Annotated in this window: 19 protein-coding genes; all 19 read right to left on the bottom strand. The window is 72.9% G+C overall.

Going from position 1 to position 21,422, the window contains the following annotated elements:
• Nucleotide 1: 1 nt before the first annotated feature.
• A complete protein-coding gene (locus tag A5481_RS15255) occupies nt 2-1,081 on the bottom strand; it encodes a phytoene/squalene synthase family protein (protein WP_048432803.1) in 1,080 nt (359 codons plus the stop codon).
• A complete protein-coding gene (crtI, locus tag A5481_RS15250) occupies nt 1,062-2,588 on the bottom strand; it encodes a phytoene desaturase family protein (RefSeq protein ID WP_048432802.1) in 1,527 nt (508 codons plus the stop codon). Before crtI ends, A5481_RS15255 begins: the two co-directional genes overlap by 20 nt.
• Before the next feature lie 75 nt (nt 2,589-2,663).
• Nucleotides 2,664-3,005 (bottom strand): helix-turn-helix domain-containing protein, encoded by a 342-nt coding sequence (locus A5481_RS15245; RefSeq protein WP_048432801.1) that lies wholly within the window; start codon nt 3,003-3,005, stop codon nt 2,664-2,666.
• Nucleotides 3,006-3,009: 4 nt separating this feature from the next.
• Entirely contained in the window at nt 3,010-3,381 is a 372-nt protein-coding gene (locus tag A5481_RS15240) for a type II toxin-antitoxin system RelE/ParE family toxin (RefSeq protein ID WP_048432800.1), read from the bottom strand.
• 128 nt (nt 3,382-3,509) lie between these two features.
• Nucleotides 3,510-4,394, bottom strand: a complete 885-nt coding sequence (gene bchO, locus A5481_RS15235; protein WP_048432799.1) for an alpha/beta fold hydrolase BchO — start codon at nt 4,392-4,394, stop codon at nt 3,510-3,512.
• Nucleotides 4,395-4,397: 3 nt separating this feature from the next.
• Nucleotides 4,398-6,125 (bottom strand): magnesium chelatase subunit D, encoded by a 1,728-nt coding sequence (locus A5481_RS15230; RefSeq protein ID WP_048432798.1) that lies wholly within the window; start codon nt 6,123-6,125, stop codon nt 4,398-4,400.
• The gene (gene bchI / locus A5481_RS15225) at nt 6,122-7,096 is read right to left on the bottom strand and encodes a magnesium chelatase ATPase subunit I (protein WP_245238712.1); all 975 of its coding nucleotides are present in this window, start codon (nt 7,094-7,096) and stop codon (nt 6,122-6,124) included. The genes A5481_RS15230 and bchI overlap by 4 nt, the downstream gene beginning before the upstream one ends.
• An 805-nt stretch (nt 7,097-7,901) precedes the next feature.
• The gene (gene hemA, locus A5481_RS15220; RefSeq protein WP_048432796.1) at nt 7,902-9,113 is read right to left on the bottom strand and encodes a 5-aminolevulinate synthase; all 1,212 of its coding nucleotides are present in this window, start codon (nt 9,111-9,113) and stop codon (nt 7,902-7,904) included.
• A gap of 44 nt (nt 9,114-9,157) precedes the next feature.
• Nucleotides 9,158-9,940 carry a putative photosynthetic complex assembly protein PuhE gene (gene puhE, locus A5481_RS15215; RefSeq protein WP_048432795.1) on the bottom strand — a complete coding sequence of 261 codons (783 nt, stop codon included), beginning with the start codon at nt 9,938-9,940 and terminating at the stop codon, nt 9,158-9,160.
• 7 nt (nt 9,941-9,947) lie between these two features.
• Nucleotides 9,948-11,009: a magnesium-protoporphyrin IX monomethyl ester (oxidative) cyclase gene (acsF, locus tag A5481_RS15210; protein ID WP_048432794.1), complete on the bottom strand. Its 1,062-nt coding sequence runs from the start codon at nt 11,007-11,009 to the stop codon at nt 9,948-9,950.
• Nucleotides 11,006-11,305 (bottom strand): hypothetical protein, encoded by a 300-nt coding sequence (locus A5481_RS15205; protein WP_048432793.1) that lies wholly within the window; start codon nt 11,303-11,305, stop codon nt 11,006-11,008. The genes acsF and A5481_RS15205 overlap by 4 nt, the downstream gene beginning before the upstream one ends.
• Complete coding sequence (puhC, locus tag A5481_RS15200; RefSeq protein WP_048432792.1) at nt 11,305-11,754, bottom strand: photosynthetic complex assembly protein PuhC; 450 nt, start codon at nt 11,752-11,754, stop codon at nt 11,305-11,307. Before puhC ends, A5481_RS15205 begins: the two co-directional genes overlap by 1 nt.
• A 10-nt stretch (nt 11,755-11,764) precedes the next feature.
• Nucleotides 11,765-12,388 carry a photosynthetic complex putative assembly protein PuhB gene (gene puhB / locus A5481_RS15195; RefSeq protein ID WP_048432791.1) on the bottom strand — a complete coding sequence of 208 codons (624 nt, stop codon included), beginning with the start codon at nt 12,386-12,388 and terminating at the stop codon, nt 11,765-11,767.
• Entirely contained in the window at nt 12,385-13,176 is a 792-nt protein-coding gene (gene puhA, locus A5481_RS15190) for a photosynthetic reaction center subunit H (RefSeq protein WP_048432790.1), read from the bottom strand. Before puhA ends, puhB begins: the two co-directional genes overlap by 4 nt.
• Nucleotides 13,177-13,188: 12 nt before the next feature.
• On the bottom strand, nt 13,189-14,595 hold the full coding sequence (locus A5481_RS15185) for a BCD family MFS transporter (RefSeq protein ID WP_048432789.1): 1,407 nt from the start codon (nt 14,593-14,595) through the stop codon (nt 13,189-13,191).
• A complete protein-coding gene (gene bchM / locus A5481_RS15180) occupies nt 14,592-15,293 on the bottom strand; it encodes a magnesium protoporphyrin IX methyltransferase (protein WP_048432788.1) in 702 nt (233 codons plus the stop codon). Before bchM ends, A5481_RS15185 begins: the two co-directional genes overlap by 4 nt.
• Nucleotides 15,293-16,201, bottom strand: a complete 909-nt coding sequence (gene bchL / locus A5481_RS15175) for a ferredoxin:protochlorophyllide reductase (ATP-dependent) iron-sulfur ATP-binding protein (RefSeq protein ID WP_048432787.1) — start codon at nt 16,199-16,201, stop codon at nt 15,293-15,295. Before bchL ends, bchM begins: the two co-directional genes overlap by 1 nt.
• Nucleotides 16,198-19,905 (bottom strand): magnesium chelatase subunit H, encoded by a 3,708-nt coding sequence (locus A5481_RS15170; protein ID WP_048432786.1) that lies wholly within the window; start codon nt 19,903-19,905, stop codon nt 16,198-16,200. The genes bchL and A5481_RS15170 overlap by 4 nt, the downstream gene beginning before the upstream one ends.
• Nucleotides 19,880-21,418 (bottom strand): ferredoxin:protochlorophyllide reductase (ATP-dependent) subunit B, encoded by a 1,539-nt coding sequence (gene bchB, locus A5481_RS15165; RefSeq protein ID WP_048432785.1) that lies wholly within the window; start codon nt 21,416-21,418, stop codon nt 19,880-19,882. Before bchB ends, A5481_RS15170 begins: the two co-directional genes overlap by 26 nt.
• Nucleotides 21,419-21,422 lie beyond the last annotated feature (4 nt).

The following is a 21,422-nucleotide window of genomic DNA, read 5'->3' as shown; positions in this document are numbered from 1 at the left end:
CTCACGACGGCGCGGCGCCGCCGAAGCGTTCGCGCTCGCGCAGGGCCTCGATGAGGTCGAGCACCCGCACGGCCCGCCCGCCGAGATTCCACCAGGCCGGCCGCCTCGGTGCGGGGGCCGAGGGCATCGCCGACACCGCCTCGATCAGGTAGGCTGCCTCCGGCAGGGCCGGCCGGTCGGCGCGACGGGTCGAGGGGGTGACGAGGGCGCGGGCGAGGAGCTGCACCTTGCGCCTCCCCTTCACCCGGGCGCGGCGGGTGACCGGGTCGAGCCCGGTCCGGGTCAGGTCGCGGCCGATCTCGGCGTAGATCAGGCCGGCGGCGCGCACCGCGGGGCGGCAGGAGGGCGGCAGCATCGCGATGCCGGATTCCGCCCGGGCATAGAGCAGATCGGCGGCCGCGAGCAGGCGCGCCACCACGCCGCCCAGGGCGGGGCTGGGCTCCGGCCGGGCCAGGAAGGCGTCCGGGTCGATGCCGGCCTCGCGCAGCCAGGCTTCCGGCAGGTAGAGCCGGCCGGCGCGGGCATCCTCGCCGACGTCGCGGGCGACGTTGGTGAGCTGCATCGCGATGCCGAGGTCGCAGGCCCGCGCCAGCGCTTCCCCCGAGCGCTCGCCCATCAGCAGCGTCATCATCGCGCCGACCGAGCCCGCGACCCGGGTCGCGTAGGCGACGAGGGAAGACAGGTCCGGGTGGCGCCGCCCGGCGGCGTCCCAGGCGAGCCCTTCGAGGAGGGCGGCCGGCAGCGCCTGGGGGATGGCGTGGCGGGCGACGATCTCGGCGAGCGCCCGGTCGGCGGGGGCGTCGGCGGGCCGGCCGGCATAGGCGGCGGCCAGGCGGGCCCGCAAGCGCGGCACCGCATCGGTCCGGGCTCCCTCGCCGTCCACCGCATCGTCCGAGAGGCGGCAGAAGGCGTAGAGCCCGTAGGCGTCGCGGCGGACCGGTCCCGGCAGCAGCCACGAGGCGGCGTAGAAGCTGCGCGAGCCGGCCCGGATCGCCGCTCGGCAGGCGGCGTGGTCGGCGGAGCGGGCCAGGGACGCCGCGAAGGGCGTTTGACGACGCGCATCAGGCGAAGACGGCAGCATCCGGCACCACGCGATCGAGGATCTTCGAGGAGGAGAGCACGCCCGGCAGCCCGGCCCCCGGATGGGTGCCGGCGCCGACGAGGTAGAGGTGGCGCACCGCGCCGCTGCGGTTGTGCGGGCGGAAATACGCACTCTGGGTCAGGATCGGCTCGAGGCCGAAGCCCGAGCCGCGGAAGGCCAGGAAATCGTCGGCGAAATCGCGAGGCGTCGTCACCCGCGAGGTGACGAGCGCGTCGGACAGGCCCGGCAGCACGGTCGCCTCCAGGCGCGCCGCGATGCGCCGGCGATACGGCTCGGCCAGCGCCGCCCAGTCCTGCCCTCCGGCGAGGTTCGGCACCGGGGCGAGCACGTAGAAGGCGTCGTGGCCCGGCGGCGCCACGCTCGGATCGGTCGCGGTCGGGCGGTGGAGGTAGAGGCTCATGTCCTCGGCCAGCACCTTGGCGCCGAAGATGTCGTCGAGGAGGCCGCGGTAGCGGGGACCCAGCAGGATCGTGTGGTGGGCAAGGTCCGGATAGCGGCGCCGCGTACCGAAATACCAGACGAACAGGCCCATCGAGGACTGCGCCTTGGCGAGCCGCCGCTCGCGCCGGCCCCGCGCCTCCGGCGGCAGCAGCCGGAGCGCCGTCACGGCCGAATCGGCGTTCGACACCACCACGTCGGCGGCGATCTCGGTACCGTCGGCGAGCGCCACGCCTCTCGCGGTCCCGTCCCGCACCAGGATGCGCTCCACCTCGGCGCCGCAGCGGACCTCCCCGCCCTGGCCCTCGATCAGCGAGACGAGCCCGCGCACCAGGGCCCCGGTGCCGCCGAGCGCCGAATGCACGCCCCAGCGCCGCTCGAGGGCGGCGATCAGGCAGTAGAGCGCGCTCGCCCGGAACGGCGAGCCGCCGATGAGGAGCGGGTGGAAGCTGAACGCGGTGCGCAGGCGCTCGTCGCGGAACACCGACGAGACGAGGCCGTAGACGCTGCGGTGGCCGCCGATCCGCAGGAGATCGGGGGCGATGCGCAGCATGTCGGCGAGCCGCCCGAACGGCACGGCGCCGAGCTGCTCGAAACCCACCCGGCACAGCTCGTCGGAGAGCGCCATGAAGCGGTCGTAGGCGGGTGCCTCGCCGGGGCTCAGGCGCTCCACCTCGGTGCGCATCGCCGCCGCCTCGCCGCACATCGCGAAGGTGGCGCCGTCGTCGAAGCGGATGCGGTAGAACGGGTGCATCGGTACCAGCGTCACGTCGTCGGCGAGGCGCCGCCCGCACAGGGCCCACAGCTCCTCGAACAGGAACGGCGCGGTGACGATGGTGGGCCCGGCATCGAAGGTGAAGCCGTCCTGCCGGTGGACGCGCGCCCGCCCGCCGGGCTGGTCAAGCCGCTCCAGCACGCTGACCCGGTAGCCGCGCGCGCCGAGCCTGACCGCCGCCGCGAGCCCGCCGAAGCCGCTGCCGATCACCACCGCGCGAGGCCGGCGCCGGGCGGCGGTGACCCGCGGCGGCGCGTCGTCGAGTGTCAACATAAGTTGACACTATCATCGCGGTCGGGGCCGGTGGCAAGCGGGAAAGGCGGGGGTGCGGCCCGTGCCGGTCGAGCGCTATGCGTCGACCGGGGTGAAGGTGATCCGCCCGCCTCGTCCCGGCCCGGAATGGGGACGAACCGTCACCTCGACATCCTGGTCGAACGCCGTCAGGAATCCCATCAGCCGCTCGACCGAGTATCCCCGTAGGCTGCCCCGCAGCAGCTTGGAGAGATCCGGTTGGGCCATGCCGAGGAGAGCCGCCGCGCGGGCCTGGGTCAGTGCGCGCTCGGCGATCAGACGCCGCAGCTCGGCCGCCAGATTGGCCTTGAGCAACATCTCGTCGGCCTTCGGAAGGTCGAGATCAGCGAAGATATTGTCGCTCCCTTGAACGACTTCGATACGATCGGCCTCGTTCATGGCCTTACTCTCCTGTACGCTCGGCATAGTCGGCTTCGGCCGCCCGCAGGCGCGCCCGGATCAAATCGATATCGTGCTGCCGCGTCGCGATACCTTTCGTCGATTTTTTCTGAAAACAGTGAAGCACGTAAACCGCTTCGGCGAAGCGAACCGTGTAAACGGCCCGGTAAGTCCCATGATCGTCGCTCTCGACGATTTCCAGGACGCCACGGCCACCGAATCCCTTCAAGGCCTTCGCCGAGAGGGGCTCGTCCCCGCGTTGGACAAGATCGAGCGCGTAACCGATATCGGCGCGCACCTCGGACGGGAAATCCAGGAGATCCTTCCGGGACGAGCCGAGAAAGTAGCACGGCTTGCGGCTCTGCAGCGGCGGCATCACGCCTCTTTATAGTAAAATCACTATAATCACGTCAACCACCAGCCGCTGGTTCGAGGGCGCGACCGGTCGTCCGAGACGATCGCCACGGCCGAGAGAGCCGGGACGCTCCGGGCATTGCCTCGCGCTCAGACCACCCGCTCCCGCTCCGCCCCGGCCCGGATCAGCTCCGCCACCAGCTCCGGCCGCTCCTCGTGGGCGAGGTGCCCGAGGCCGCGCAGCAGCTCGACCCTGGCCCGTCCGCCGAGGCGGTCGGCGAGGCCGAAGGAGACGTCGGGCGCGATGGTGCGGTCCTGCCCGCCGACGATCAGCAGGGTCGGGGGGGCGAGGCGGGGCAGGTCGCGGTCGAGGGCGACGAGGTCCCAGTTCGCCATCATCCCGAGGGCGCCGGCCACGTGGCCGGGGGTCTGGAACAGGCGCCGGTAGAGGTCGAGGCCGGTGCGGTCGAGGGTCGAGCCGGTGCCGGCGATCAGCCGCTCGACCGCCGCGCGGTCGGCCGACCAGGCGAAGACCCGCGGCGTGACCGGGTTGAGGAACAGGGCCCGCGCCATCGCCGGGAAGATGAACCCGGCCATGCCCGGAAAGGGTTTCAGGGCCGCGTTGAGCCCGACGAGGAGGCGCGGCGACACGGCGCCATCGAGGCAGAGCCGGGCCAGGATCGCGGCCCCGGCGGAATGGCCGACGGCGACCTGCGGCGCCACGTCGAGGACGCGCAGGAGCTCCGCGAGCGCCCGGGCCATCCGCGGCAGGGACGGCGTCGGCAGCGGGTCGGTGAAGCCGTGGCCCGGCAGGTCGGGGGCGATCACCCGGAAGTCGCGGGCCAGCAGCGGCATGAGCCTGCGCCAGGAATGGGTCGCGGCGCCCGTGCCGTGGACGAGGAGCAGGACGGGTCCCTCCCCGGCCTCCTGCACGTGCCAGGTCAGGCCGCCGGCGGTGACGAAGCGGCTCGCCTCGCGGTTCGGCCAGTCGCGGCCCTCCCGCGCGAAGGCGGGTCTGTCGTCGGAGACGGGCATCGGTCACCCTGCCGGTGCGGCCTCGCGCACCGCCCGGGTCAGGCGCGCGGCGTCGGCCTGCGGAAGGGCGAGGTAGCGCGCCGCCATCGCGCCGGCCAGCGCCCGGGCCGCATCCTGCGGGCGGGCGGCGGTGTCGATCACCAGGGCGCGGGTGCCCTCCGCCGCCAGGGCCTTGGCCGCCGCGAGGGCGTCCGCCGCGGCCTGCGCCCGGCCGGGCGCGCCGGAGCGGCCGATATTGGCGCGCCCGTCGGTGAGGAGCAGCACGACCGGGCCGCGCCCGGCCCGGCGCTCGGCGGCGGCGAGCCGTCCCGCCGCCTCGATGCCGGCCGCGAGCGGCGTGCCGCCGCCGCCCGGCAGGGAGGCCAGCGCGCGCTTCGCCCGCACCAGCGAGCGGGTCGGGGCGAGCAGCAGGTCGGCGCCGCCGCCGCGGAAGGCCACGAGGGCGACCCGGTCGCGGCGCACGTAGCACTCGGCGAGGAGCAGCTCGACCGCCCCCTTGACCTCGGCCAGGCGCTCCAGGGCCGCGGAGCCGGAGGCGTCGACGGCGAAGATCGTCGTGGTCTCGCGCCGCCGCACCAGGCGGCGGATGCGCAGGTCTTCCGCGGCGATGCGCAAGCCGGCCTCGCCGGCTCCGCGGCGCAAGCGCTGCCAGGGGGCCGCGGCCCGCAGGGTCTCGATCAGGGCGAGGCGCCCGCGGCGCGGATCGCCCGGCCGCGCCCCGACCGGCCGGCCGCGTTGCGCCGATGCGTCGGGCCCGAAGCGGCCTGCGCCGGGCGCCCGGGTCTTCGGGCCCTCGCCGGCGGCCAGTCGGGCGAGGAGGCCGGCCGGCAGGCACGCCGCGGCGGCGGCGAGGATGCGGTCGTCCGCGCTCTCCCGGCCGGCCGGACCGGCCTCCTCGCCCTCCGGCGACGGGGAATCGACGCCGGGATCGGCCGGCGGATCGGCCGGCGGATCGACATCGTCGGACGGCCAGGACTGCGCCCGGGGGGCGAGCACCAGGGCGACCGCCGCGGCGAGGTCGGGATCGGCGACCGCGTCCCGGCCGGCGAGGGAGGCGTGCAGCCGCGCCACCCGCAGGGCGAGGAGCGGCGCACGCAGGGAGGCGATGCCGAGCCGGGCCGCGACGGCGCAGAGCGTCTCGGCGACGTCGTCCGGCACGGCGGGGCAGGCGGCGCGGGCGGCGGCGAGGTCGGGCCTCGGCGGTGCCACGGCGGCACCGGGCGGAACCGCGTCGAGGTCGAGGTGGATCGCCGCGCGGTCGGCGAGGCCGGCCGGCAGGGCCTCGTCCTCGCCTTCGCCTTCGTCGAGGAGCACGAGGCCGACCCGCGCCGGATGCCGGGCCGCGAGGCCGTCGCGGGCGAGGTCGATCGCACCGGTATCGATCGCTTGCGCGATCCGCGCCGCGGTGCCGGGGCTCAAGCGCTCGGCCATCGGCACCACGATCACGCCGCCATGGCTGCGGGCGAGAAGCCCGGCCTGCGCCACCGGCCGCCCCGTCCGCAGGGTGGCCGGCAGGTCGAGCCCACCGAGGAGGGCGTCGTCGGCGATGGCGGCCGGCAGGCGGGTGACCGGCGCGTCGTCGGGCAGGAGGGCGCGCAGATGCGCGAGCCAGGTCTCCCGCACCGGACCGGGCCGGGCGCGGACGACGATCCCGGTGCCGTCCGGATCGAGGGCGACGAGCGCCGCCGCCAGGCCGGCCTGGACCCAGACGGGATCCGGCGCGGCGCTCACCCGAGGACCTCGGCGATCGCCCGGGCGATCCGCGCCTCGGACCCGGCCTCGTCGAGGGGATTGCGGCGCAGGCGGTGGCTCAAGGAGCCCGGGGCGACCGCGCGCAGGTGGTCGAGGGTCACGGTCCCGGCGCCGTCGAGGCTCGCGACGGCGCGCGCGGTGCGCATCAGGGTCAGCTCGCCGCGCAGGCCGTCGGTGCCGAGCGCCAGGCAGAGACCGGCCGCCGCCTCCAGGATCGCGTCCGGCACCGCGACCTCGGACAGGCGCGCCCGGGCCGCCAGGATCCGGCGGCCGAGCCGCGCCTCCTCGTCGGCCCAGTCGGCGGCAAAGCCCGCGGGGTCGCGCTCGTAGGCGTCGCGCCGGCGCACGATCGCCACCCGGCTCGCGAGGTCGGTGGGGGTGGAGACCTGGACCGCGAGGCCGAACCGGTCGAGGAGCTGCGGGCGCAGCTCGCCCTCCTCCGGGTTGCCGCTGCCGACGAGCACGAAGCGCGCCGGGTGGCGCAGGCTCAGACCCTCGCGCTCGACGGTGTTGACGCCCGAGGCGGCCACGTCGAGGAGCAGGTCGACGAGGTGGTCCTCGAGCAGGTTGACCTCGTCGATGTAGAGGAAGCCGCGATTGGCGCGGGCGAGCAGCCCGGGCTCGAACGCCTTCTCGCCGGCGCCGAGCGCCCGGCCGATATCCAGCGCGCCGACGACCCGGTCCTCGGTGGCGCCGAGGGGCAGGTCGACCACGGGAACCGGCACGGTCTTCACGGTGAGCCCCTGCGCCCGGCGGGCGGCGCAGGCGGGGCAGAGGGCGCCGGCCTCGACCGGATCGCAGGAATAGGCGCAGCCCGCCACCGCCCGCATCGGCGGCAGCAGGGCGGCGAGCGCCCGCACGGCGGTGGACTTGCCGGTGCCGCGATCGCCGAAGACCAGCACCCCGCCGACCGAGGGATCGACCGCCGCGACCAGCAGCGCGCGCCGCATCGCGTCCTGCCCGACGATGGCCGTGAACGGATAGGGCGGGCGGGGCGTCGCTTCGGGGCGCGTGGCAGGATCCACGACGGTCGGCTTCGCGAAGCCCGGCTTGGGAGCCCGCCGGGACAGGGCCGAGTGGGTGGGGGCCACGGTGCGTGTCCTCGCGGGTGACGGTTGAGGGGCAGGATCGGACGGGGAGACGGAATTGTCTAATGAAATTGACGGTTGATTCGGGTGACAGCACTGCATCGACTCCTGCGAAGAGCCGGCTGGTCGCGCGCGCAAGACCCTCCCCCTCTGTGGGGGAGGATGGACCCCGCGTCAGCAGGGGCCGGGAGAGGGGCAGCGCAATGCCGATCCGGTTCGCGCCTTTCAAAGCGGTTCTGCCCTATCCGGAAGCGTCTTCCCTTACCCGCTCCCCTCCGTGGGGTACCCTCCCTCGCAGAGGGCAGGGCTGTCCGGGGAACAGGAGAGGCACTGGTTTCCCCTCTCCCCGCGGGCGGGGAGAGGCCAGAGCTCCGAAGGGGCTCGGGGAGCAGCGAACCGCAGGTTCGCCGCGAGGGTGAGGGGGTGGTGCCGGAGGAGCCCCACTCGTCGAGCCCCCCCTCACCCTCGCTGCGGCTTCGCCTTCCGCTTGCCGCGTCTCCTGAACGGAGACACGGCCCTCTCCCCGCAACGAAGTCGGGCAAGCCCGACTTCGTCCGTCACTCGCGGATCCCGGGCAAGCCCGGGATCCGTCGGGGAGAGGGGGAAACCCGCGCCCCTTCCTGTCCCCGGACAGCCCTGCGCGGGGGGAGAGTCCAGGCGTCGCCTCTCACGCCGCCCGCGCCAGCCCGATCCGGCCCCAGATCGCCCCGAGCGCCGCAGCGAGGTGGTCGATGTCGGCGTCGCTGTGCAGCGGCGAGGGCGTGATCCGCAGGCGCTCGGTGCCGCGGGGCACGGTGGGGTAGTTGATCGGCTGGACGTAGATACCGAACTCGTCGAGCAGGGTGTCGCTGATCTGCTTGCACTGCACCGGATCGCCGACCATCACCGGGACGATGTGGCTCGGATTGTCGAGGAGCGGGATGCCGATGGCCGAGAGCCGCCGGCGCACCGCCGCGACGCGGTCCTGATGCCGCTCGCGCTCCGCGCCGCTCGCCTTGAGGTGACGGATGCTCGCCGCCGCGCCCGCCGCGATGGCGGGGGGCAGCGAGGTGGTGAAGATGAAGCCCGAGGCGAAGCTGCGCACGAAGTCGCAGAGCGCGGCGGAGGCCGCGATGTAGCCGCCGGAGACCGCGAAGGCCTTGCCGAGCGTGCCCTCGATCACGGTGAGGCGGTGCATCAGACCCTCGCGCTCGGCGATGCCGCCGCCGCGCGGGCCGTAGAGGCCGACCGCGTGGACCTCGTCGAGATAGGTCATCGCGCCGTGCGCCTCGGCGACGTCGCAGAGTTCGGCGATCGGCGCGATGTCGCCGTCCATCGAGTAGACCGATTCGAAGGCGACGAGCTTCGGCAACTTGGGATCGACGAGGCGGAGCTTGCGGTCGAGGTCGTCCGGGTCGTTGTGGCGGAAGATGTGGCGCTCGGCGCGGCTCGAGCGGATGCCCTCGATCATCGAGGCGTGGTTGCCCTCGTCGGAAAAGACCACGCAGCCCGGCAGCTTCGAGGCGAGGGTCCCGAGCCCGGCCCAGTTCGAGACGTAGCCGGAGGTGAAGAGGAGCGCGGCCTCCTTGCCGTGCAGGTCGGCGAGTTCCTGCTCCAGGAGCACGTGGTAGTGATTGGTGCCCGAGATGTTGCGGGTGCCGCCCGCACCGGCGCCGCAGCGGTCGATCGCCGCGTGCATCGCGCCCGTCACCGCCGGGTGCTGGCCCATGCCGAGATAGTCGTTCGAGCACCACACCGTCACCTCGCGGGTGCCATGGGCGCCGTGCTGGGTGGCGTAGGGGAAGCGGCCGGCCTGGCGCTCGAGGTCGGTGAAGACCCGGTAACGGCCCTCGCGGTGCAGGCCCTGGAGAGCGGCGGAGAAGTGCGCTTCGTAGTCCATCGAACGTCCCCTTGTACGGCGTTTCTCTTGTCGTGTTGTTGTCGTTACGGAGCGGCGTCGGCCCCCGGGCGGCGGGCGGGCAGCCCCCAGCCCCAGAGCGCGGCCGAGGGCAGCGGCAGCATCAGGAAGCCGTGCTCCAGGATGGCGAGCGCCATCAGGGTCGCCATCATGGTGTGGCCGGAGCGCTTGAAGGCGGACGCGCTCTCGGTGACGGCGGGGTGCAGCAGCACCAGGAGGAAGCCGGTGGCGAGGATCATCGCCACCGGGAACAGCGCGTTCATCGGCGCGCGGCGAAAGAAGCTGCCGAGATAGCGCAGGTGCTCGGGCAGGAACTCGGCGTTGAGGTTGCGCACGCCGAGGAACAGGTTGAGCCGGGCGCTGAGATTCATTCCCCACAGCACCAGGTAGGTCCAGAGCGCCATCCGGTTCGGGCCGCCCGCGGTCAGCCAGGCGATGGCGGCGAAGCCTAAGATGATCGCCGCCTCGTGCCAGAGGTTGGTCGCCGCCGCCGCACCGAAACGGGCGAGGCCCCGGTCTGTCGGTACGCCCGGCGTGCGCCGCGGGCCGGCGACGTAGCCCATGTAGAAGGCCATCTCCTGCCAGCCCCAGACGATCAGCGCCGCCGTGAAGGCCGCGTAGGCCCCCGCCTCGCTCTCCTGCCGCGCGCTCCAGGCGATCACCCAGAGCGCACCTGCGAGAGCGAGCGTCGTCGCGCCGAAGCTCCAGGCATGGGTGCGGCGCGGCCGGTGGTTCAGCCAGAGGATCGCCCCGGTCAGGAACCACCAGATCACGACGGCATAGACGATCGGCGCGGCGTAGTCGGACATGCGGGGGCTACCAGGCGGGGCTGAGGCGGATCTGCGCGGGCATCGGGTTGGCTTTTGCCGGCATCATCATCAGCCGCCCGAAGGCGAGCGCGGCCTTCGCGGCGTGGCCGGCATGCTGGACCTTGCCGACGATCCCACCCCGCGCCTTCGCCTCCTCGATGCCGCGGGCGCAGGCCAGCAGCCGCTCCAGCCCGGCCCGGAAGCCCGGATGGTCGATGTCGAGGGTGAGCGGGAACACCTGGCGCGAGATCTCCGACGTGATGGCGAAGACCTGGAAGTCGTACTCCTTCGGGTCGACCCCGAGCGCCTTGTGGAAGGCCGGACGGCACTGGTCGCGCACGTACATCGTGCAGAACACCGCCAGCAGGAAGAACTTGATCCAGTAGTAGTTGATGCCGGTGAGCAGCTTCGGGTTGGCGCGCATCAGCAGCGCGAAGGCCTCGCCGTGGCGGAACTCGTCGTTGCACCACTTCTCGAACCACTTGAAGATCGGGTGGAACCGCTTGTCCGGATGGCGTTCGAGGTGGCGGAAGATCGTGATGTAGCGGGCGTAGCCGATCTTCTCGGACAGGTAGGTGGCGTAGAAGATGAATTTCGGCCGGAAATGGGTGTACTTCTTGGCCTTGGTCAGGAAGCCGAGGTCGATGCCGACCCCGAAATCCTTCAGCGTGTCGTTGATGAAGCCGGCATGCCGCGCCTCGTCGCGGCTCATGAAGCCGAACAGCTCGCGGATGTCCTTGTTCTTGGCCCGCTTGCGCATCTCGGCGTAGAGCACGCAGCCCGAGAACTCGGCGGTGATCGACGAGACCAGGAAGTCGAGGAACTCCTTGCGCAGTTCCGGATCGAGGCCCGAGAGATCGAGGTCGAAGTCCGAATTGCGCACGAAGTGGCGCTTGTTGGGGTCGCTGCGCATCTCGGCGATGAGCACGTCCCACTCGGCCCGCACCGGCTCGACGTTCGTGCGGTCGAGTTCCTCGAAGTTGGTGGTGTAGAAGCGCGGGCTGAGGAAGGTGGTTTCCTGGGCCGATTGGGTGCTCTCGTTCGGGGTCTTCAGGGTCGTCGCGCTCATAGCCGCGTCCTTTCCGAGAAGCTGACTTCGTAGAGTTCGGTGAGCTCGAAATGTCCCGCGATGCGGGTCCACAGGCGCTCCACGGCGCCGGCCCGCACCACGGTCGCGGTGCGGCGGACCACGATCCGGTCGCCGTAAGGGACGGAGGTCGGCGCGTCGTGCACCGTCACCTCGTCGCCCGGGGCGATGAGGAGCCCGCCGTCCAGCGTGACGTGGGCGTGCAGGCTCTCGGCGGTCTGCTCGATCTCGACCGTGCACGGCACCTCGATGCGGCGTCGGCCGCCCAACCAGTGCATCACGATGCGCCCCTCCCCTGTTCGAGCAGCCGCGCGAAGGCGACCGCGTTGTCGAGCCCGAAGGCCTCGAGGTTGATCCGCCGGCCCGACGCGACGTCGTCGAGCGTGAGCGTGCCGTTGTCCCAGCGGGTGAGCCGGAACGGCGGGTCGCGCGGCAGGCCCTCGCGCAGCCGCGCCTGGGCCATCACCCGCAAGGTGGCGCGCAGGAACCCGTCCTGGCCGGGCTGGACCTCGGCGACGAGGCGGCCGCTGCCGGCCTCGTGCAGGTCGACGCGGCCGTCCGGCCGGTCCGCGACCGTGAGGTCGAGTGCCTGGACGGCGTGAGCCGGCGGCATCTGCGTGACCCCGACGCCGCCGAACCGGCCCACCGCGACCGCGGCGAGCGAGAAGGCGACGAGGAGGCCGGCATTGCGCAGGAGCGCGCGGGGGACCGGGATGTCGTGTGCCATCCTCGCCTCCCTAATGGCCCGCCGCCGCGAGGCGACCGGGCAGGGCGGGGCTGGCGGCGGGCGCCGGCGGCAGGGCCTGGACCGGCTGGCCGTTGGCCTCGGCGAGCGCCGCGGCGATGCGCTTGGCCACCCCGTCGGCGTCCGGCACGCAGCGCAGCATCGGCTCGGGCCGGGTCAGGCGCCAGGGCCGGGCATGCGGCCAGAGATGCAGGTAGGCCAGCCGCACGCCGGGCTTGAGCCGGAGCGGCAGGTCGCCGCTGCCGTCGGCGAAGCGATGGAAGCCCGCACCCTCGATCTCGCGCAGCGGCAGGTTGATGTCCATCTGCAGCGCGATGCCGATGCGCAGCATCAGCCGCCGGTCGGTCAGGCTGTAGACCGTGGTGCGGCAGGCACCCCAGGCGAGCGCGAGCAGGATCGCCAGCGCCAGGGCGCCGGCGAGCAGGACCGGCCAGGCCGCCGCGACCCGCCCGGCGGAGACGGCCTGGAAGGCTGCGAACCCGCCGAAATACAGCGCGACGAGGTCGACGTGGAAGGCGCGGCGCGCCAGGCTCACATAGGCCGGGCGGTCCTGCCACAGCAGGCGCTCGCCCTTCGGCAGCGGGCCGGGCAGCCCGTGAGGCAGGTTCTCCGTCACAGCAGCGGCTCCTGGCGGTCCTCGGTGGCGTAGAGCGTGCCGGCACCGAAATAGGCGATGACCCGCTCCTCCTCCCGCAGGGTGATGCTGTCGGGATCGCGCTGCTGCGGCACGCCGGCGAACTGGCGCGCCAGCAAGGCCGCGACGACGATCTTCTTGTGCTGGCTGAAGCGCTTCACGTCCGCGAAGGTCACCGGGATCAGCACGGTGCGGTCGCGGGCGCCCTCCAGCTCCATCTCGTAGTAGCGCGGCAGCGATTCGCCGCGATCGACCCAGATCTCCGTCACGGTGCCGGCGAGCCCGCCGTCGGCGCCGTAGACCGGCATGCCGCGCGGATCGGGATCGTCCGCCGAGACCGTGAACTCCTCGGCGACGCGCATCGGCACGATGCGGGTCTTGCCCTCCCAGGTCAGGTCCGGCCGCTCGGCGCGCAGCGCGTAGGCACCCGGGCCGACGCCATCGGCGAGGCGGGAATCGTCGGTCGAGGTCGGGACGATCGGGGCGCCGGGCCAGGGTTCGAGCTTGACCGCCTTGAGTTCGCCGACCGGCCCCTCGTGGGGTCGGGGCGCCAGCACGGTCGAGCCGTCGGCCAGCAGGAAGGTCTTGGGACTTGGCACGAACAGCCAGTCCCAGCCCTTCAGGCCGCCATGGGTCTCGGATTCGAGCGGGTAGCCTTCCCGGCGGTCCTCGCGGCGCAGGTAGAAGACCAGGCCGGCGAAGAAGATCCAGAATGCGTAGAGCACCACTTGCGCGACGTCGAGATAGCCTGTGAGGGCACCCTTGGGCATGATGGCCTCCTCCTAGGATAGGGCCGGGCGGGCGGAGAGCGGGGCGCGATCGGGCCGGCGCACCAGCGGCCCGATCGCCACCAGGGTGGCGAAGAGCAGCCCGATCTCGACGTGGTAGACGACGAGGTAGCCGGTCGAGGCCTGGGCGAGCGCCTCGCCGAGCCGGCCCGAGACCGCGAGCGCCGAGCCGAGGTCGCGCAGGATGCCGCTCGCCGCGATGGCGGCCCCGGCGGCGGTCGCCTGGACCGCGCCCCAGGCGCCGAGCGCCAGGCCGGCCTGCTCGGGGGCGGCCCCGGCCATCGAGGCGGTCAGCGTGCCGTGGGCGAAGAGCCCGCCGCCGAGCCCGATCAGCGCGACGCCGCAGGTGAACAGCCCGCCGGAGCCCAGGGGGGCGGCGAAGACCACCGCCGAGAAAGCCGCGATGCCGACGACGGCGCCGGCCGCCGCGACCCGGAACGGATCGCCGCCGCGGTTGAGCCAGCGTGCCGCGGTCAGGAGCCCGAGCCCACCGCCGATCGCGAGGACCGCGGTGAGCGCGGTCGTCGCCGCGACCGGCAGGTGCAGGATCTGGCCGCCATAGGGTTCGAGCAGGATGTCCTGCATGCTGAACCCCGCCGTGCCGAGGCCGATGGCGACGAGGCGCCGGCGCGCCTGCGGCTGCGCCGCGTAAGTCCCCCACGCCTGGCCGAAGCGGCGCGCCGGCACCGCCTTGCGGGAGGTGTCGCGCGGCTCCTGCTTCCACAGGGCGATGCCGTTGAGGACGAGGGTGGCGAGCGCCGCGCCTTGGATCACCTGGATCAGCCGGATCGCCGAGAAATGGTGCAGCGCCAGGCCGAACACCACGGCGCTCGCCATCATGCCGGCGAGCAGCATGGCGCAGAGCAGCGCCACCACCTTCGGGCGGGCATGGGCCGGCGCGAGATCGGTGGCGAGCGCGAGGCCCACGGTCTGCGTGGTGTGCAAGCCCGCACCGACGAGCACGAAGGCCAGCGCCGCCGCGACCTGGCCGACGACGATCGGCCCGGTCGTGTCCCCCGACAGGATCAGGAGCGCGAACGGCATGATGGCGAAGCCGCCGAATTGCAACAGCGTGCCGAACCACAGGTAGGGCACGCGCCGCCAGCCGAGGACCGAGCGGTGGGTGTCTGAGCGGAAGCCGACCAGCGCCCGGAACGGGGCGGCCAGCAGCGGCAGCGACAGCATCACGGCGACGATCCAGGCCGGCACGTCGAGCTCGACGATCATCACCCGGTTGAGGGTGCCAATCAGCAGCACCGCCGCCATCCCGACCGTGACCTGGAACAGCGACAGGCGCAGTAGCCGGCCGAGCGGCAACTCCTTCGTCGCGGCATCCGCGAAGGGCAGGTAGCGGGGCCCGAGATCGGCGAGCACCCGGGCGATGCGGCTGGCTTTGCTCATCGGCGTGCCAGTTCGAGGGCGTTGGAGAGGTAGAAGCCGGAATTGATCCGCCGGCTGCGGGCAAGCGCGAAGGCGGACAGCCCCGGCTCGGCGGCGATACGGCGAGCGAGCGAGCGATCCCCGACCGGCTCGATCGCCGGCGCCCGGTCGCCGCGGGGGAAGAGGCGGCCGGCCATGTGCATGACGGTCAGGAGCGGCGTGCGCGGCGCCACCGTGAACAGGACCGAGGCGTCGGTGCGGGAGGCCAGGCGGGCCAGCGCCCGGACGATGTCGGGGGTGCGGTAATGGATCAGCGAATCCATCGCCACGACGTGGTCGAAGGTCCCCAACCCCTCGTCCAGCATGTCGCCGACCTGGAAATCGAGGCAGCCCGGGAGCCCGAGGCTCGCCGTGCGTTCGCGGGCGAGGTCGATCAGCGTCGGCGACACGTCGACCGCCACGACCTCGGCACCCCGCCGCGCCGCCTCGACGGCGAGCGCGCCGGTGCCGCAGCCGGCATCGAGCAGGCGCCGGCCGGTGAGGTCGGCGGGCAGCCAGGACAGGAGTTCCGCCCGCATCGCGTCGCGGCCGGCGCGCACGGTGGCGCGGATGCGGCTCACCGGCGCATCGGAGGTGAGGCGCGCCCAGGCCTCGACGGCGGTGCGGTCGAAATAGGTCTCGAGCTGGGCCCGGCGGGCGGCGTAGGTGGGGCTGGTCATCAGTCGAACCCGAGGAATTCGAACAGGTCCCGGTCCTTCATCGGCACCGCCGGGAGCGGGTCGACGCCGGCCCAGAGCTGCTCGGCCAGCTGCAGGTATTCCGCCTGCACCGCCAGCAATTCCGGCGAGGGATCCATCTCGAAGAGCGTCGACTTCTTCAGGCGCGAGCGGCGCACCACGTCGAGATCCCGGAAATGCGCCAGGCGCTTGAGGCCGACCGCGTCGTTGAAGCGGTCGATCTCGTCGGTCTTGGCCGAGCGGTTGGCGATGACGCCGCCGAGGCGCACGCCGTAATTCTTCGACTTGGCGTGGATCGCCGCGACGATCCGGTTCATCGCGAAGATCGAATCGAAGTCGTTCGCGGTGACGATCAGCGCCCGGTCGGCGTGCTGGAGCGGCGAGGCGAAGCCGCCGCAGACCACGTCGCCGAGCACGTCGAAGATCACCACGTCGGTGTCTTCCAGGAGGTGATGCTCCTTGAGGAGCTTCACCGTCTGGCCGACGACGTAGCCGCCGCAGCCGGTGCCGGCGGGCGGTCCGCCGGCCTCGACGCAGCGCACGCCGTTATAGCCCTCGACCACGAAATCCTCGACGCGCAGCTCCTCGGAGTGGAACTGCACCGCCTCGAGCGCATCGATGACGGTCGGCGCGAGGCGCTTCGTCAGCGTGAAGGTCGAATCGTGCTTGGGGTCGCAGCCGATCTGGAGGACGCGCTTGCCGAGCTTCGAGAAGGCGACGGAGAGATTCGACGAGGTCGTGCTCTTGCCGATGCCGCCCTTGCCGTAGACGGCGAAGACCTTGGCGGTCTCGATGCGGATGTCCGGATCGAGGGCGACCTGGAGGCTTCCTTCCTGGCGCCCTTCGGCCGCATGGCGCGCCGGCACGGGGTTTCGGATCGCGATGTTCATGCGGCAGCCTCCGCGGTGATGCCTTCCAGCCGATCCTCCAGGGCCTCCTCGGCCCGGTCGAGGGCGGCCCGGGTCTCGGGGTCGGGGGTCCAGAAGCCGCGCCGGTGCGCCTCGATCAGACGATGGGCGACCTTGGCCGAGGCGGCGGGGTTGAGCGCCGCCATGCGCTCGCGCATCGCCTCGTCGAGGACGTAGGTCTCGGTGATGCGCTGGTAGATCCAAGGCGCCACCCCGTCGGTGGTGGCCGACCAGCCGACCGTGTTGGTGAGGTGCTGGTCGATCTGGCGCACGCCCTCGTAGCCGTGGCCCAGCATCCCCTCGACCCATTTCGGGTTGAGCATGCGGGTGCGGGTCTCGAGCGCCACCTGCTCGGAGAGCGAGCGCACCCGGCCCTCGCCGCGGGTCTGGTCGCTGATGTAGACCGGGACCGCAGTACCCCGGGCCTTCGCCACGGCGCGGGCCATGCCGCCGAGCCCGTCGAAGTAATGGTCGACGCTGGTCACCCCGACCTCGACCGAATCGAGGTTCTGGTAGGCGAGGTCGACGCCGGCCAGCACCGCCTGCATCAGGGCGCGGCGGGGCTCCGGCTTGCCGGTGCGGCCATACGCGAAGCTCTTGCGGCGCGAGAAGGTCTCGCACAGCTCGGCCTCGTCCTCCCAGCGCCCGGAATCGACGAGGTGGTTGAGGTTGGCCCCGTAGGCTCCTTCCGCGTTGCTGAAGACCCGGAGCGCCGCCGTCTCGAGGTCGATGCCCTGCGCCGCCTGGTGGGCCAGCGCGTGCTTGCGCACGAAGTTCATCGCCTCCGGCTCGTCGGCGCTGGCCGCCAGATAGGCGGCCTCGGCGAGGAGCTTGGTCTGGAGCGGCAGGAGATCGCGAAAGATGCCCGACAGGGTCGCGACGACGTCGATGCGCGGGCGCCCGAGATCGTCGAGCGGGATCAGCGTGGCGCCGCACAGCCGGCCGTAGCCGTCGAAGCGGGGCGCCGCGCCCATCAGCGCCAGCGCCTGGGCGATCGGCGCGCCCTCGCTCTTCAGGTTGTCGCTGCCCCAGAGAACGAGCGCGATGCTCTCGGGATAGCTGCCGCCACCGGATGCGTGGCGGGCGAGCAGTTTTTCGACTTGCGCCCGTCCGTCGGCGAGCGCGAAGGCGCTCGGGATCCGGTAGGGGTCGAAGCCGTGCAGGTTTCGCCCGGTGGGGAGGATCGCGGGCGAGCGCAGCACGTCGCCGCCGGCGACCGGCGCGATGAAGCGGCCGTCGAGGGCGCGGAGCAAAGCGGGGATCTCGTGATCCTCGGCGAGGAGCTGGTCGGTCTCGGCCAGCGCCCGGAAGGCGGCGAGCGCGGCGTCGTCGGCACCCGGACCGGCCACCTCCTCGGGCGAGGCGCCGGCGACGAGCCGCGCGAGGCCGGCGCGGTCCGGCGCGAGGCCGTGGACGGATTCGGCGAGCGCCAGCAGCAGGTCGATCCGCTCCTCCGCGGGCGTCCCCTGCCCCACCACGTGCAGCCCGTGCGGGATCAGGGTGTGTTCGAGCTCGATCAGCCGGATCGCGAGGTCGGCGATGCGGTGTTCCGCGTCCTCGCCCCAGCTCTCGCCCTCGGCGAGGTCGAGGGCGAGGGCCTGGGCGTGGATCAGCACCGCGAGCTTTGCCCGCTCGGCGGCCTCCTCCGGCGGCAGGGCGCGGCGACGCTCCAGCGAGGCCTTGAGGTCGATGAGCCCGCGATAGAGCCCGGCCTGGGCGAGGCTCGGGGTCAGGTAGCTCACGAGCGTTGCAGCGATGCGGCGCTTGGCCAGCGTCCCCTCGGACGGGTTGTTGGCGGCGTAGAGGTAGACGTTCGGCAAAGCCCCGATCAGCCGCTCGGGCCAGCACGCGGCCGACAGCCCGGTCTGCTTGCCGGGCATGAATTCGAGCGCCCCGTGGGTGCCGAAATGCAGCACGGCGTCGGCGGAAAAGTCCTCGCGCAGGTAGCGGTAGAAGGCCGAGAAGGCGTGGGTCGGCGAGAAGCCCTGCTCGAACAGCAGGCGCATCGGGTCGCCCTCGTAGCCGAAGGCGGGCTGCACCCCGACGAAGACGTTTTCGAACTGCGCGCCGAGCACCAGGATCGCGGAGCCGTCGCTCTGGTGCCGGCCGGGGGCCGGTCCCCATTGCGCCTCGATCTCGGCGAGGTGGGCCTCGCGCCGCACGTGCTCGTCGGCCGGGATGCGGTGGACGACGTTGGCGGGCGCGCCGTAGCGGGCGGCGTTGCCCTCCAGCACCCGGTCGCGCAGGGCGTCGACGGTCTCGGGCACCTCGACCGAGTAGCCCTCGGCCTTGAGCCCGGCGAGGACGCGGTGGAGCGACTCCCACACCGACAGGAAGGCGGCCGTGCCGGTGGCGCCGGCATTCGGCGGGAAGTTGAACAGCACGACCGCGACCCGGCGCTCTGACCGGGCGCGGGACCGGAGCGAGACGAGGCGCGCGACCCGGTCGGCGAGGCGGGCGGCGCGCTCGGGGTGCACCGCCATGTCGCGGGAATCGCCCATGCCGGCGGCGCGGCCGCCGAAGACCATCGGGGCGGTGGCACCGTCGAGTTCCGGGATCGCCACCATCATGGTCGCCTCGACCGGCGACAGGCCGCGGGCGGAGGCCTCCCACTGCTCCAGGGTCTGGAACTCGACCGCCTGCGCGGCGAGGTAGGGCACGTCGAGCCGCGCCAGCATCGCGCTCGCGGCGTGGGCGTCGTTGTAGGCCGGCCCGCCGACGAGGGAGAAGCCGGTGAGCGAGACGAGCGCGTCGATCGCCGGCCGCCCGTCGCGCAGGAAGAATTTTTCCACCGCCGGGCGGTTGTCGAGCCCGCTGGCGAAGGCCGGCACGACGGTGAGCCCGCGGGCTTCCAGCGCGGCGATCACCCCGTCGTAATGCGCCGTGTTGCCGGCGAGCACGTAGGAGCGCATCAGCAGGAGCCCGACCCGTCCCGCCCTGCCCTGCGCCGGCAGCCGGTCGAGGCGCTCGGTCACCCGCTCCGCCAGAAGCGGGTGGTAGAGCCCGGTCTCCGGGTAGGCCAGCGGCTCGGCGGCCGAGAGCTGCCGGCGCCAGGCGGCGCGCGGGCCGGCGGCGTAGCGGCCGGCGAGGAAGCGCACCAGGTTGACGACGTTCTCGTCCGAGCCGGCGAGCCAGTATTGCAGGGTGAGGAAATAGGCCCGCACGTCCTGGGCCGAGCCCGGGATGAAGCGCAGGATCCGGGGGATCTGGCGTACCAGCGCCATCTGGCGCGCGCCGCTCCCCTGCGCCCCGCCGGGGCCCGACTTGCCGCGCAGGCGCTTGAGGAAATCGAGCGCGCCGCGCTGCGAGCCGTCCATGGCGAAGCGGTTCATCCGCGTGGTGCGGACGACCTCGGCCGCCGAGAGGCACCCGACCATCGCGTCGCAATCCGGGCGGCGGGCGAGCAAGGCCGGCAGGACCGCCCGGACGTGCTCGTCCATGAACAGCATCGCCGAGAGGACGATGTCGGCCCGGGCGATGTCGGCCCGGCAGGCTTCGAGCGCCGCCGGGTCGGTGTCCCACTCCGCGGCGGCGTGGAAGCCGAGAATCAGGCCGGGGGCGGTCGTCGCCAGCACCCGGCGCGCCCGCTCCACCGCCCCGGCGAGGTGGTTGTCGAGGGTGACGATGACGACGCGCAGCTCCGGCAGCGCGCCCGGTCCGTCACCGGCTGAAATGCGCTTTGGCATCGTACAGGGTCTCGACGGTGATGAGCGGGAGCGCCCGCTCGCGGGCGTAGCGTTCGGTGTTGTGGCGGGCCTTGCCCCGCACGAAGAACGGGACCTTCTTCAATTCGCGCTCGGCCTCGATCGACCAGACCACCGGCGTGACCGTCGAGGCGGCGGCGACGACGACCTCCGCCTCGGCTTCCGCCTCGCGCGGGCGGCCGCCGAGATGGGACGGGGCTACGCCGTCGTGAAATTCCGGGTCGTCCCGGAACATCGCCAGCAGGTGCTCCTCCAACCCCATCATCAGCGGGTGGACGAAGGTGTCGAAGAGGACGTTGGCGCCCTCGAACCCCATCTGCGGCGCGTGGCGGGCCGGCACGTCCTGGACGTGCATCGGCGCCGAGATCACCGCGCAGGGGATGCCGAGCCGCTTGGCGACGTGGCGCTCCATCTGGGTGCCGAGCACCAGTTCCGGCTGCGCCGCGGCGATCGCCGCCTCGACCGCGAGGTAATCGTCGGTGACGAGCGCCTCGATCCCGTGGCTCTCGGCCTCCGCCCGAACCTCGCGGGCGAATTCCCGCGAATAGGTGCCGAGTCCGACGAGGGAGAAGCCGATCTCCCGCGTGGCGACCCGGGCCGCCGCGACCGCATGGGTCGCGTCGCCGAAAACGAAGACGCGCTTGCCCGTGAGATAGGTCGAATCGACCGAGCGCGCGTACCACGGCAGGCGCGATCCCTCGCCGTCGAGGACGGGGGCGGAATCGACGCCCGCGAGCGCCGCCACCGCCTCGACGAAGGCGGTGGTGCCCTTCACGCCGATCGGCGCGGTCTCGACGAAGGGCTGGCCGTGGGTGCGCTCCAGCCACTGCGCGGCGCTGCGGGCCACCTCCGGATAGAGCACGACGTTGAAGGCCGCCTGACCCAGCCGCCCGAGATCGGCCGGCGTCGCGCCGAGCGGCGCCACGACGTTGACGGCGATGCCGAGCTCTCCGAGGAGGCCGCGCACCTCGCGCAGGTCGTCGCGGTGGCGGAATCCGAGCGAGGTCGGCCCGAGGATGTTGCAGCTGGCCTGGATCCGGGGAGCGTCGGTGCGCGGGCCGGCGAGCGTGCGCACGAGCCGGTAGAAGGTCTCCGACGCTCCCCAGTTCTCCTTCTTCTGGTAGGCGGGGAGTTCGAGCGGGATCACCGGGATCGGCAGGCCGAGCGCCCGCGACAGCCCGCCCGGATCGTCCTGCAGCAATTCGGCGGTGCAGGAGGCGCCGACGATCATCGCCTGGGGGCGGAAGCGCTCGTAGGCGGCGGCGACCGCCTGCTTGAAGATCTCGGCGGTATCCGACCCGAGGTCGCGGGCCTGGAAGGTGGTGTAGGTCACCGGCGGGCGGGCGCCGTGCCGCTCGATCATGGTGAAGAGCAGGTCGGCGTAGGTGTCGCCCTGCGGCGCGTGCAGCACGTAGTGCAGGCCGCGCATCGCGGTGGCGACCCGCATGGCGCCGATATGGGGCGGGCCCTCGTAGGTCCAGAGCGTGAGCTGCATCGGC

Origin of the sequence: Methylobacterium platani (genome assembly GCF_001653715.1) — a bacterium.
GTDB lineage: Bacteria > Pseudomonadota > Alphaproteobacteria > Rhizobiales > Beijerinckiaceae > Methylobacterium > Methylobacterium platani.
The sequence above is the reverse complement of the archived record's forward strand: the minus strand, read 5'-3'. Positions and strand labels throughout refer to the sequence as shown.

Excerpts from the sequence above, each read along its gene's own strand:
- puhC (WP_048432792.1), bottom strand. The coding sequence starts at position 11,754 with ATGGCACACGACATCCCGGTCCCCCGCGCGCTCCTGCGCAATGCCGGC.
- A5481_RS15255 (WP_048432803.1), bottom strand. The coding sequence starts at position 1,081 with ATGCTGCCGTCTTCGCCTGATGCGCGTCGTCAAACGCCCTTCGCGGCG.
- A5481_RS15170 (WP_048432786.1), bottom strand. The coding sequence starts at position 19,905 with ATGCCAAAGCGCATTTCAGCCGGTGACGGACCGGGCGCGCTGCCGGAG.
- bchB (WP_048432785.1), bottom strand. The coding sequence starts at position 21,418 with ATGCAGCTCACGCTCTGGACCTACGAGGGCCCGCCCCATATCGGCGCC.
- crtI (WP_048432802.1), bottom strand. The coding sequence starts at position 2,588 with ATGTTGACACTCGACGACGCGCCGCCGCGGGTCACCGCCGCCCGGCGC.
- acsF (WP_048432794.1), bottom strand. The coding sequence starts at position 11,009 with ATGAGCGCGACGACCCTGAAGACCCCGAACGAGAGCACCCAATCGGCC.
- bchL (WP_048432787.1), bottom strand. The coding sequence starts at position 16,201 with ATGAACATCGCGATCCGAAACCCCGTGCCGGCGCGCCATGCGGCCGAA.
- A5481_RS15205 (WP_048432793.1), bottom strand. The coding sequence starts at position 11,305 with ATGCACTGGTTGGGCGGCCGACGCCGCATCGAGGTGCCGTGCACGGTC.
- hemA (WP_048432796.1), bottom strand. The coding sequence starts at position 9,113 with ATGGACTACGAAGCGCACTTCTCCGCCGCTCTCCAGGGCCTGCACCGC.
- bchO (WP_048432799.1), bottom strand. The coding sequence starts at position 4,394 with ATGCCCGTCTCCGACGACAGACCCGCCTTCGCGCGGGAGGGCCGCGAC.
- puhA (WP_048432790.1), bottom strand. The coding sequence starts at position 13,176 with ATGCCCAAGGGTGCCCTCACAGGCTATCTCGACGTCGCGCAAGTGGTG.
- A5481_RS15185 (WP_048432789.1), bottom strand. The coding sequence starts at position 14,595 with ATGAGCAAAGCCAGCCGCATCGCCCGGGTGCTCGCCGATCTCGGGCCC.
- A5481_RS15245 (WP_048432801.1), bottom strand. The coding sequence starts at position 3,005 with ATGAACGAGGCCGATCGTATCGAAGTCGTTCAAGGGAGCGACAATATC.
- bchI (WP_245238712.1), bottom strand. The coding sequence starts at position 7,096 with ATGCGGCGCGCGCTGCTGGTCGCGGCGGTCGATCCCTCGGTCGGCGGG.
- A5481_RS15240 (WP_048432800.1), bottom strand. The coding sequence starts at position 3,381 with ATGCCGCCGCTGCAGAGCCGCAAGCCGTGCTACTTTCTCGGCTCGTCC.
- puhE (WP_048432795.1), bottom strand. The coding sequence starts at position 9,940 with ATGTCCGACTACGCCGCGCCGATCGTCTATGCCGTCGTGATCTGGTGG.
- bchM (WP_048432788.1), bottom strand. The coding sequence starts at position 15,293 with ATGACCAGCCCCACCTACGCCGCCCGCCGGGCCCAGCTCGAGACCTAT.